The 12,579-nt window shown below is 64.1% G+C and carries 7 protein-coding genes; all 7 read right to left on the bottom strand.

The features are described from left to right. Complete coding sequence (locus tag WAW85_RS07790; protein ID WP_422559054.1) at positions 1 to 8,028, bottom strand: amino acid adenylation domain-containing protein; 8,028 nt, start codon at positions 8,026 to 8,028, stop codon at positions 1 to 3. Positions 8,029 to 8,285: 257 nt separating this feature from the next. Then, positions 8,286 to 9,089 carry an ABC transporter permease gene (locus WAW85_RS07785; RefSeq protein ID WP_422559053.1) on the bottom strand — a complete coding sequence of 268 codons (804 nt, stop codon included), beginning with the start codon at positions 9,087 to 9,089 and terminating at the stop codon, positions 8,286 to 8,288. 23 nt (positions 9,090 to 9,112) lie between these two features. Beyond that, positions 9,113 to 9,946 (bottom strand): ABC transporter permease, encoded by an 834-nt coding sequence (locus tag WAW85_RS07780; protein ID WP_422559052.1) that lies wholly within the window; start codon positions 9,944 to 9,946, stop codon positions 9,113 to 9,115. Further along, positions 9,943 to 11,484, bottom strand: a complete 1,542-nt coding sequence (locus tag WAW85_RS07775) for an ATP-binding cassette domain-containing protein (protein WP_422559051.1) — start codon at positions 11,482 to 11,484, stop codon at positions 9,943 to 9,945. Before WAW85_RS07775 ends, WAW85_RS07780 begins: the two co-directional genes overlap by 4 nt. Positions 11,485 to 11,757: 273 nt before the next feature. Next, entirely contained in the window at positions 11,758 to 12,039 is a 282-nt protein-coding gene (gene rpsQ / locus WAW85_RS07770) for a 30S ribosomal protein S17 (RefSeq protein WP_422559050.1), read from the bottom strand. After that, a complete protein-coding gene (rpmC, locus tag WAW85_RS07765) occupies positions 12,036 to 12,269 on the bottom strand; it encodes a 50S ribosomal protein L29 (RefSeq protein WP_422559049.1) in 234 nt (77 codons plus the stop codon). The genes rpsQ and rpmC overlap by 4 nt, the downstream gene beginning before the upstream one ends. Next, positions 12,269 to 12,579: 50S ribosomal protein L16 (gene rplP, locus WAW85_RS07760; RefSeq protein WP_422559048.1), on the bottom strand; the 311-nt coding region annotated here is incomplete at its 5' end. The genes rpmC and rplP, both read right to left, overlap by 1 nt.

The following is a 12,579-nucleotide window of genomic DNA, read 5'->3' as shown; positions in this document are numbered from 1 at the left end:
TCATGGACGCTGCACACTCTCTTCGTCGTAGGCGATCTGTTCTATGGCTGCTTCCGCGCGTCTCCGCAGTTCCGCGAATACCTCGCCAAGCCTCTCCGGTCCACCGGCCGCCACCATCGGGGCGAGGCTCATTACCGCAGTGGTCAGCGCTGCATCGGCATCCGGGAGCGCAGCCGCCATCGCCGTAGCCGTCACCGACAGCGTGGAGAACGTGACCTCCATGCCGCCCTCGCTGATCGCGATCGACTCCGGCGAGCTGACGGCCGCCGCGGCCACCAGCTCGTTGAGGGTTCGCGCGGTCTTGGCCGATGCGATGGACGCCCGCTCGGCGACGGTCGCGATGGATATGTCCCCCACCAGTACCTCGGGATCAGCGGCGATCGCCTCGAGAACTTGCCGATACCGTTCTGCGTATCGCTGCACGCTCGTCTCGTCGAACAAGTCGGTGGCGTACAGGAACTGCGCACGCATCCCTGCGCCCTTCTCCCCGGCCCCCAGTGCGGCCGGATCGTTCGGGAACAGCGTGAGCTGAAGGTCGACCTTGGCTGCGGACAGCTCCTCCGACACCGGCGTAATCGTCACGTCGTCGAGTGCCACGGATGGGAATTCCAGATTCTGGAAAGTGAACATCACCTGGAACACCGGATTCACCGCACTCGTGCGCTGCGCGCCGATCGCAGTCGCAACCGAATCGAAGGACACGTCCGTGTTCGCCATATCCGTGAGATCGTCGGTGCGGACGCGCTGCAGGAGGTCACCGAACGGCTCGCCCGGATCCACCCGAGTACGCAGGGCGAGCGTATTCACGAACATGCCGACAATGTCGTCCAGCGCAGCCTCGCCGCGGCCCGCGTACGGGGTTCCGATCACCACGTCACCGTGACCGCCGAGCCGGGCGAGGAGCACGGTGAGCGCCGCATGCGTCACCATGAAGAGCGAGGCGCCGAAGCGCCGAGCGACCTGGTGCAGCTGCTCGGCCAGTTCCGACGGTATCTCGAAGTCCACCACCGCGCCGGCGTAACTCGCGGTGGCGGGGCGCGACCTGTCGGCGGGCAGATCCATTGTCTCCGGCGCGCCGGAGAGCCGTTCGCGCCAGTAATCCAGTTGACGTTCGCGCTGACTGACCCCATCGCCGTCAGTCAACTCAAGTCGTTCTTCCTGCCACACGGCGAAGTCGGCGTACTGCACTGGCAGTGGCAGCCAGTGTGGGCCGTGTCCGGAATGGCGCGCCATGTACGCGGTCATGAAGTCATGGGCGAGAGGTGCAATCGACGCGCCGTCGGCGCTGATGTGGTGAATCACGAACACAATCACGTGATCGTCCTCGCCGAGTGCGAGAATCGCGATCCGCAAGGGCGGCTGCGTCGTGACGTCGAAGCCCTCGCCGGTGATCTCCGCGACACGCTCGGCCAGGTCGCCTTGCACCGCCACGGGAACCAAATCCAGTCCGGCCACTACCTTGTCGGCGCGTTCGATCAACTGAACAGGACGCCCACCGACCATCGGATAGATGGTGCGCAGGGCTTCCTGCCGTTCCACCAGATCGGCGCACGCGGCCTTCAGTGCGGCCAGATCCAGGGCACCCTGGAAGCGCAGCGCCATGGCGATGTTGTACGCGGCGGACGCCGGATCCGCCTGGTTCAGCAGCCACATCCCGCGCTGCACATCCGAGACCGGCACGAGCTCGGCGCGCGGTCGAGCGACCAGTTCCGGACTCGCCACCCCGATCGACAGGCTGGCAATGGCCGCGGCCACTCCCGCGACGGTCGACCCCTCGAACACCGTCTTCACCGAAACGGTCCGGTCAAGGACGCGCGACAGGCTCGTCGCCAGCTTCGCTGCCGACAGCGAGGTGCCGCCGAGATCGAAGAAGCTGTCGTGCGCTCCGACCTGATCAACGTCGAGCACCTGCGCGAATACCTCGGCGACCACCGATTCCATCTCATTGCGCGGCGGGAGATACGCGGCCGACCTGGTGAATTCGACCTCCGGTAGGCGGCTCCGGTCGATCTTGCCAACCACTGTCGTCGGGAATTCATCGACAACCGTGATCGCGCTCGGCACCAGGTGCGCGGGCAGCAGTTCAGTTGCATGCCGGTGCAACTCTGCCGAGGTGATCGTTGCGCCGTCGACCGGGCTGACATACGAGACCAGCACGCTCTCACCGCCCGGCCCCTTGACACCCAGGCTCAGAGCATTGGCTACCGCCGGGTGCACCGCCAGAACCGCGTCGACCTCACCCGGTTCGATACGCATGCCGCGCACTTTGAGTTGGAAGTCGCCGCGTCCGCGATAGGTCAACCGGCCATCGGCGCGGCGGATCACCATATCGCCGGTTCGGTACATGCGCCGTCCCGGCTCGAACGGGTTGGCAACGAAAGCCCCAGCCGTCTGGCCTGCACGGTCCAGGTATCCAAGCGCCAATTGGTCACCGGTCAGATACAGCTCGCCGAGCACGCCGAGCGGCGTTACCTGCAGCGACGTATCGAGGACGAGGGCACCGACGCCGTCAATCGGGCGTCCGATGGTGATCTCATCAGCCGCGCGCAACGGTCCGTCCACCGTGGCCCAGATCGTCGCTTCCGTCGGCCCATACAGATTGAAGAAGCGGCAACCACTGGCAGCCCATCGGCGCATCAACTCGGGCGGGCACGCCTCTCCTGCGCTAAGCACACACTGCAAAGACGGGACGTTTCGTGGATCCACGGTGCTCAACGCCGACGGAGTCATCACCGCGTGAGTGACACGGTGGCGAGCGATGAACCGCTCCAGGTCACGGCCCGCATACGTGTGCACGTCGGCCACCACCAGCGATCCGTTCGCTGCCAGCGCCATCAGCAATTCGAAGACTGAGGCGTCGAAGCTCGGTGAGGCTACGTGCAAAACCCTGGATCCGGCGTTGAGGGCGAGGCGGCGCCGCTGATTGTCGAGCAGGTTCGCGAGACCACGATGTGGCACCGCGGTGGCCTTCGGAAGGCCGGTGGAACCCGACGTAAAGATCAAATAAGCGGCATCGTCTAGCGCGGCGATCCGGACCAGCTCGGTGTCGCTGATCGGGCGACCGCTGCGGCCGGCCAGGTGCAGTTCCGTGGCCTCATTGTCGACGACGATCCACTCGGTCCAGTCGTGCCCACTCAGTTCCACACCCGTGACGGTGAGTCCCACGCGCGCGCCACTGGTCGACAGCATCATCGCCCGCCGGTCCGCGGGATGCCGCGGATCGATGCTGACGAAAGCGGCGCCGGTCTTCGCTACGGCGACGCTCGCGAGCACCGACAGCTCCGACCGCGGCATCGCGACCGCGACGACATCGCCGGGGCCCACTCCCCGGGCGATAAGTTCACGCGCCAGCTGATTCGACCGCATGCCGAAGGCCTCGTTGCTGACAACCTCCGAACCGATCAGCGCAGGCTGCTTCGGTTCTGCCCGAATCTCCATTTCCTGGAGGAGTTCGCGGAAGGTCCTCGGCTCAACCTTGTCGCTGCGGTCCGCGACTTGCGCGATCTCCTCACCCGAGAGCAACGCAATTCTGCCAACCGGCCGCGCGGTGTCGACGGCCATCGCAATAAGGAGGCGTTCGAGGTAATCGGACAGCCGCTGCACGGTGTCTCGCTCGAAAACGTCGGTCGCATACGAAAATTCGAGAGAGACGGCGCCGTCTGCGAACTGGGTCGCGGTGATCGCGAGATCGTACTTGGCCACTTCTGGTCGTGCTTCGAGTGCCTCGACCCCCGACCCCGCCAGTACGTTCTGGTGGTCGGCGATCATCGTGAAAGCCACCTGAAACAAGGGGCTGTGCGTCATCGAACGGGGGTGACCAACGGCTTCTACGATCGCTTCGAACGGAGCCGACGAGTGCTCGAGCGCAGAGGTCCGCACCTCGTGGGCGTGCCTCAATACATCGCCAATGGTGTCGCCCGGCCGCACCCGCGTGCGCAAGACGACGGTGTTGACGAACATCCCAATCAGACCCGCGACTTCCGGATGGTCGCGGCCAGCCACCGCGGTTCCGATAGCTACGTCGTCAGTATTTGCCACGCGCGCCAGCAGTGCCGCCAGCGCTCCATGTAGCACCGTGAATGGGGTGACCTGCGCTTCACGCGCCAAGCGCCGGAGTGCCGTAAGCGCCTCATCCGACAGTTCCGTGTCAACAAATGCGCCCGCTCCGGTGGCCGGACTGGTCCGAGGACTGTCAACCGGGAGGGCCAGCTTCTCCGGTAGATCCGCAAGCTGACCAGTCCAATAGGCCAATTCGCGCCCGAGTTGCGAGTCCTCGTCCGCCGGATCGCCGAGCACTTCGCGCTGCCAGAGCGTGAAATCCGCGTATTGGATCGGGAGCGCATCCCACACCGGAACCGTGCCGGCAGCGCGCGCGGCATACGCCGTAAGGAGGTCGCCAATCAACGGCACCAGCGACGCGCCGTCTCCGGCGATGTGATGCAGGACGGTCAGCAGGACGTATCCGCTAGGTTGTCCATCCTCGACCACCGTCACCAGCGAGAACCGCACCGGAAGCTCGACGGTAAGATCAAATCCCGCCATCACCTCTGCCGTGACGACCGCGAGTACCTCGTCTGCAACGGCGGCCGCACGGCGCAGCGCGAACTGCGCTTTCTCGGGCGACAGTATCTCTTGCACCGGTTCGCCGTCGACGGAGGGGAAGAGTGTGCGCAGCGACTCGTGCCGCACAAGCAGGTCCGCCAGGGCAAGTTCCAGCGCGTCGACGTCCAGATCAGCCGGAAGACGGACTGCGCCGGGCATGTTGTAGGCCGGAGATTCAGGCTCAACGCGGTTGATGAACCACAGCCGCGTCTGCGGATACGACAGCGGGATCAAGTCCGGGCGCTCCATCCGCACAAGCGCCGGAAGCGCGGACCCCCCGACTACCGGCCGGGCAGCAACAGCGAGATCGGCAACCGAGTCGCTGGCGAATATTGCACCCAAGGCCAGGTCCAGCCCGGCCGTAGTTCGTGCTCGGGCTGCCAGCCGCGCGGCCGTCAGAGAGTCTGCACCGAGGTGAAAGATGTTGTCGCGCATACCGATTCGCTCGACACCCAGCAACTCACTGATCAATTCAGCGAGCAGCACTTCCGCCTCTGACTCCGGCGGAATGAACTCCGTGGCGCCTTGGAGGATCACCGGCGTAGGCACCGGCAGTGCCCGACGATCGAGCTTTCCGGAGGCATTGACCGGGAACGCGTCCAGAACCATCACCGCTGCCGGAACCATGTGTCCGGGCAGGTGGCGTGTACACAAACGCCGTAGACGATCTGCTTCGAAACCGTCCGGGCCGTCCGTATCCGACAAACGGACGAACGCGTTCAGCGAACTTCCTGACTCATCCACCATCACCACGGCCCCGACCACCGAATCATCGGCGAGTAGCGTCGCTTCGATCTCACCGAGCTCGACGCGCTGGCCACGAATCTTCACTTGGAAGTCGGTTCGTCCGAGGTATTCGATTTGACCTCGGTCGTTCCAGCGGACCAGGTCGCCCGTCCGATACAGCCGGGCCCCGTCGTCAAACGGATCGGCAACAAATCGCTCCGCGGTCAACCCCGGACTTCCGACATATCCGTCGGCCAACTGCACACCAGACAGATAGAGTTCACCAGCTACGCCGACAGGCTGCCGCCGAAGCCTGCTGTCGAGCACCATCGTCCCGGTGTTGGCAACGGGAACTCCGATAGGGGTCTGCTGATCGCCGGGCTGCACCACATACTGGGTGACGTCGACCGCAGCTTCCGTCGGACCGTAGAGGTTGACGATCTGGGCGTCGCTCAGGACACCCACCCGTTCGGCGAGCGCCGTCAGGAGCGCTTCACCGGAGACGAACAGTCGTCGCACCGCAGCAAGGGTTTGGGAGTCGAGGCCCTCGGCGAAAACATCGAGCATCGACGGAACAAAGTGCAGCGTCGTGACTGCGCGCTCGGCGATGAGCTCGGCGAGGTATGCCGGATCGCGATGCCCACCTGGCTTTGCGATCACCATCGTGGCGCCCTGTTGGAGCGGCCAGAGAAGCTCGATCACGGACGGATCAAAAGTGAACGGAGTCTTGTACAGCCAGGTGTCATCGGCCCCGATCGGGAAGTCCTGCTGGACCCATGCGAGGCGGTTGAGGAGTGCGCGGTGCGATACTTGCACACCCTTCGGGGTACCGGTGGATCCCGAGGTGAAGATGACGTACGCGGCCGCGTCCGTTGCGAACTCGACGGCGCGCTCCGGCCGGGATTCACCCGCGGAGGGTTTGACGGTCAGCCCAGAATCGTGCAGCGCCTCCTGGTCGACGACGAGCCTCGGTGAAGCGGTCGCGAGAATGAGTTCGCAGCGATCTGCCGGGAGTTCGGGATCGACGGGGACAAAAGCCGCCCCCAGCGTCAGGGCACCGTAGATCGCCGCGACCTGTCCGACACTGCGGGGCACCGCGATCGCGACGCGGTCACCGGCTCGAACGCCCTGATCTCGCATCCATTCGGCGGCCTTGCGCCGGAGCAGGTCAAATTCTCTATACGTCCAGCTTTCGTCACCGTCGACGACGGCGATGGCCGCCGGCGCAGAACGCACACGTGTCGCGAAGAGGTCTAAGAGGTGTCCGTCGCCGGTTTCTTCGGCCGTCCAGTCACGGTGGGGCCCGGCTTCAAAGCCGCAGAGTTCGGTCAGCTCACCGGGAAGCAGGAGATCGAGCGCATCGATGCGTTGTTCCGCGTCGGCCGCAAATCGCGCGAGGAACTCGATGAACCTGCGGTGGTGTTCATCCAACTCATCTTGTCGGTACAAATGCGGGTTACCGTGCACGTCGACGACCAGCGGCGCACCTGGTCCTGATTGATACAGGTTGAGGAACAGGTCCTCCAAGACACCCGAAGACAGAATCCGGTACTCGAGGTCGGTGCCGTCGATTTCGATCGGGGCGTCGAAGAGCACCATATTGATCACCGGGCCGAAGCCCATCGAATTCCCGTCGAGGCCCGCGTCTCGGCGAATATCCTCTGTCCGGTAGCGCTGGTGTCGGAGCGCGCCAGTCATCTCCAGGAGTGCGGCGCCGATCACCTCGCGGACCGTCGCACCGGAGAAATCGGTGATCCGCACGGGAAGAACATTCGAGACCATTCCGCCCGAGTTCTTGATCTTCGCATTGGCACGCCCGGTGATCGGCAGGCTAAGCACCACGTCGTCACTACCTGTCATGCGTGACAGGAAGGCGCTGAAAGCAGCGGTCAGCACCGCCGCGATCGAACTGCTAGTTTCGCGAGCGAGCTGGTCGAGCTGTCGCTGCAATTCCGACGGCAGCGGTGCACCGGCCACCAGATTGCCGAAGGAGAGCGGCGCGGTCGCCGTGGTACGGGAGAGCGTCACCCGCTCGGGCAGGTCGCGAACGCGCTGCAGCCAATGCTCTCGATCAGTTTCGCGTCGTCCGCTGTCACGGTACGACTCCTCGTACTCGACGATGCCAGCAAGATTCAGCATCAGTTTCGGCTTGAGCTCTTCGCCGCGGCGCCGCGCGTTGTAGCGGTCGAGCAGACGGCGCATATTGGTGAAGGCCGCATAGCCGTCGATGATCAAGTGGTGTGCCCGCTGGTACCAAATGGTGTGGTCATCAGCGACGCGAAGGATCGCAACCACAATCAACTGATCGTTGATCAAATCGACAGGACGACGGAACTCGTCATTCATCCAGGCCTTCGCCTCGTCGAGCGGATCGGGGTTCCCGCGGAAGTCGATGAGATCGACCTTCTGGTCGTAGTCGACGTCGACATACTGCATCGGCACGCCATCGACCTCGGTCAGCCGGATGTACGGCGTTTCCAGTTCACGACCGACCTCGTAGCTGCAATCCATAAAAAGCTCGATGTCGAAACCGCCCGGCTGGTGCCGGATATCGACATACTGCGCGATGTTGACCGAGTAGTCAGGAGAGAGTCGGTCAGCAAACCACATGCCCCGCTGCGCGGGCGTGAGAGGTAGCAGTTCGTGGCGCGCACGATCCGGTCCGGCATCTCCGTCTGGGTTCGCCTGCTCGTCGTACATCGTGCGCCTCCCTTCTCCTTGTTTCATTTCCGCCACCGAGTCACCTGCCTGCTGACAGGACCTCACCTACCGGCTACTCACACCTCCGCGTCCCGATCCAATCGGCTTCCGTTCAATCTCACCACGCGGCACCGACGCTTCACAGCGCGATGTTCGATGTTTACATGACATGGCACGCACCGGATTGCGGTGGCCTGCGAGTACTCGCGAACATGCCGACATCTCGGTTCGGGAAATCATCCGTTCGGTGTACATAGTCATCTCCCGGCCGCGGCACGGCGATACCCGCGGAGCGCCGGATAGGTGGTCAACGCCATGATGACCACCACCCAGATCACCACCTTGATCAGATTGCCTGCGAGTGGTCCGCCCGCGGCCAGTGCCCGCATCGTGTCGATCGCGGGTGTCATCGGCTGATTCGCGACGATCGGCTGCAGCCAGACCGGGTACATATCGACGGGCGAGAATCCGGAATTGAAGAACATCAACAGCGACGACAACAGTCCGAGGTAGGGCACAAGCGGGGCACCCGGGCGCGAGTTGACTGCCAAACAGAGGGTGAGCATCGCAAATGCCGTGCCGAACGCGACCGCGACCACAAAAATCCCGATTGCCGGGCCGACGCCCTGCGTGAATCGGAAGCCAATCGCGAAGCCCGCAATCACCAGGCAGAAGGTCGTCAGGAGAGCTCGCAGCGACTCGGCGGCTACCCGCGCAGTAAAGTCCGCTCCGCGATTGATCGGCAGCACGTACAGCCGGCCAAGCAGACCCGTCTTACGCTCCATGTTGAGGCGGGTGGCCGAGACCACCGAGCCGAACATCGCGCTGGTCAGAATCACCAGCGGTACCGTGCCGTAAACGCTGTCCATTCCGGTGGCCGATCCGATGACGTCGCCCAGCACGACCTTGAACATCACCATCGTCAGCGCGGGGAAGACTAAGACCTGAATCAGCGTCGGCACATCACGTACCGCAACCAGCAACTGCCGGACCGTCAAGATCTGCGTCTGCTGCCACCAGGCACCAACCGACTGCTCCGGCAGCAGCTGCGGCGCGTCCATGTCACGAACCTCGCTTGCGGCGGTCATCGGGCGGCCTTCCGGGTTCCGAGTACCAGCAATACCGCCGCCACCGCGAACAGACCCAGGGTCCACCACAGCGTCGGCTCGAAGCGTTGCCAGTCGAGAATGCCGCCGATCGCGTCGCGCATGGCCTTAGTGACCTGAGAAATCGGCTGATACTCGACAAAACCCTGTATCCACTCCGGAAACTGGTTCAGCGGGATAAACCCCGTCGACAACATGCCGAGGATCAGCGTCGGGAACGCCACCAGCTGGCTGGTCGCCTCCGGACTTTTCGCAACGAGACCGATGCCATCGGCGCACAGCGTAAGGGCCATTCCGATCATGGCAACCAGGAGCACCGCAATCGCCGCACCGGTGACTCCCCCGCCGTACTCCTCCGGTACCGGGCGCCAGCCCATGATCAAACAGGTGATGAGGCCGCAAGCCAGCGCCACCAGCAACAGCACAAAATTGGTCGCCGCACGCGCCAAGAAAGGCACCGCCGTCGGCATCGGCATAACGCGGAAGCGCGTATGTACACCCTCCTGCCCGTCGACCGCCGCTCGCATGGACGCTGACGACGCAACGAAGGCCGCGGACTGCAGCATGATGACCGGCATCAGATACTGCGCGTAGTCGATCGTGGCGACTTGAGCGACAGCTTCCCGGAGCGGCAGGTAGAAGCAGATCGCCAGCAGCGCCGGCGAAACGAACGCAAAGATGAACTCGCCGTTGCGGAACACTTTGAGCAGGCCACGAGTGGTGAGCACCCACCACTGTTGCAGCGGGCTGAGGCGACCCGTAGGCGGTTCGAGAGTAGCGGCGGGAACCGTATCCGCAGCGGTCACCGTCATCGCTTCTGATCGCCCTCCCCGCGACTCGCCACGCTAGCGTCCGTGGCCTGAGCCGCCGGATCCGTCAACGCCAAGAAGACCTCGTCGAGCGACGGTCGGCGCAGGGCAATGTCGGCCAGCGGAATCTGGTTCGCTTCCGTCCGCTTAAGCACCTCGGCCAGCGTGGCCGGCCCCGCGGACGCGGGGACCGACAGCGTGCCAGGACGTTCGTCGAGGTCAGCGGCATCCGGACCGAGCAGGTCGTGCAATGCCGCCCGGAGCCGCGGCAGGTAGGCGGGGTGCACCGGGGTGATCTCGCAGTAAGCGACGCCCGTCGCCGCCTTCAGCTCGTCGGACGTGCCTTCAGCGATGACTCGGCCCCTATCGATCACAACAATGCGATCGGCAAGCATATCGGCCTCTTCGAGATATTGCGTGGTCAGCAGGACGGTCACGCCCTGGTCGCGGAGTCGCTCGACCAGCGCCCACACTTCCTGACGGCTCCGCGGGTCCAGTCCGGTCGTGGGTTCATCAAGAAAGACGACCGTCGGCTCAGTCACCAGACCGCAAGCGATGTCGATACGACGACGCATGCCGCCCGAGTACTGCCCAACCTTGCGGTTCGCCGCCTCGTCAAGCCCGAAGGTCGCCAGCAACTCGTCTGCACGCTTCTTGGCGGCCTTCTTTTTCAGTCCGAGTAGTCGCCCGAACAAGATCAGGTTCTCGCGTCCGGTCAGGCCCTCATCGAGGGCAGCAAACTGCCCGGTGAGCATGACGCTGCGGCGTACACCCGACGCATCTTTGACGACATCGCAGCCGTTCACGGTGGCCGTGCCCCCGTCTGGCTTCAGCAGTGTGCAAAGCATGTTGACCGTCGTCGTTTTCCCTGCCCCGTTCGGCCCGAGGATCGCCACAATCCGGCCCTTATGGACGGTAAGACTGACATCGTCGACAGCCACCATGTCTTTGAATACCTTGCGCAGACCTTTCGCCTCGATGGCCACCTCGCGGTCGTCGGTGGCTGTGCCGATCGGCACCAGGTCGAGGGCGGGGAACGCCACAGTGCGCAACTGCGCGCGCGCCAGCTCGTCTGGCGAACTGATCGGCTGTGGGGGAGCCGGGCGGGTCACATCCCACGACGGTTTACCCACTGGGAGCTTTCGCTCCAGCGGCGGTGCGGTGCTGGCTAGGCCGTCGACGACCTGAGTCTGCTGCCGATGCCAGCCAAGACCCGGGACCACCCAGGTACCGGTCGACCGTTGGCCATCCTCACCGCTGGCATCACCGCGGCCGTGTCGACCGCTGCGGACCGCTTCCGGCGGAGTCACCGAAGTCGGCCGTGCGAGTGGCTGCACGATCGGACCAGCACCGGCCGACGGCGCCGGAGGCGTCCCGTTGAGTTCGTTGCGCCAGGACCGGAGTTGACGCAGGGTCGGATCATCTTCCGACTGCCACGAGAGTGGCTCGCCCACCGAGTAGTCGGCGGCCATTGGCGCCGACTGATCGATCGATGCGCGAGCGGGTCCACGGGGGATGGAATCCTGATCGCGATCAGTCATATCGTCCTAGCGGTCGGCGGTGGATACAAGTTCCGGCACGGGCGGCCCGGAACGTCTGACGGCGGCGCGGTCCACTGCACCAACAAGGATATCGACCCAGGCGCACCATCCGTTTCAGCCCAACGAAACTTGAGACTGATCGGATGACACATCCCAGCACGAGTCCCCCGGTCTGGTGACACGCACTTTAGGCTTTTCAACGACGACTGCGGCCCACCTCCCCGAAGGGCGATGGGCCGCAGCTGTGTTCTGTTCACGTCGGAGTGTGGAGACCTACTTGGCCTTCTCCAGCACCTCGACCAGACGCCAGCGCTTGGTGGCCGACGTGGGTCGGGTCTCCATCAGACGAACGCGGTCGCCGATGCCGGCTTCCTGCGCCTCGTCGTGCGCCTTGACCTTACTGGTGGTCCGGATGATCTTGCCGTAGAGCCGGTGGCTCTTGCGATCTTCCAGTTCCACCACGATGGTCTTGTCCATCTTGTCACTGACGACGTAACCGATCCGCTCCTTGCGGCGGTTGCGATCTTCGACGTTCACGTTCTGGTCCTCACTCATGCGTCGTCACCCTCCGGTCCGGACGCCAGGCCCAGCTCGCGCTCGCGCATGACGGTGTAGATACGTGCAATCTCACGACGCACGGTCCGCAGGCGGCGGTTGTTGTCGAGCTGGCCGGTGGCCATCTGGAAACGAAGGTTGAACAGCTCTTCCTTCGACTCCTTCAGGCGATCAACCAGGTCAGTGTCGCTGAGCTCACGGAGCTCACCAGCAGCGATTCCAATTGCCATCAGAACTGCTCCTCTCTGGTCACAATCCGGGTCTTAATGGGGAGTTTGTGCTGCGCGCGACGCAGGGCCTCGCGAGCAACTTCCTCATTGGGGTAGGTCATCTCGAAGAGGATCCGACCCGGCTTGACCGGGGCGACCCACCACTCGGGCGAACCCTTACCCGAACCCATGCGGGTTTCGGCAGGCTTCTTCGTGATCGGGCGGTCCGGGAAGATGTTGATCCAGACCTTGCCGCCACGCTTGATGTGGCGGTTGATCGCGATACGAGCGGACTCGATCTGACGGTTGGTGATGTAAGCGCCTTCCAGCG

Origin of the sequence: Gordonia sp. (in: high G+C Gram-positive bacteria) (genome assembly GCF_049299075.1) — a bacterium.
Classification (GTDB): domain Bacteria; phylum Actinomycetota; class Actinomycetes; order Mycobacteriales; family Mycobacteriaceae; genus Gordonia.
Note: the sequence above shows the minus strand (reverse complement) of the source record. Positions and strands in the feature narration are given on the sequence as shown.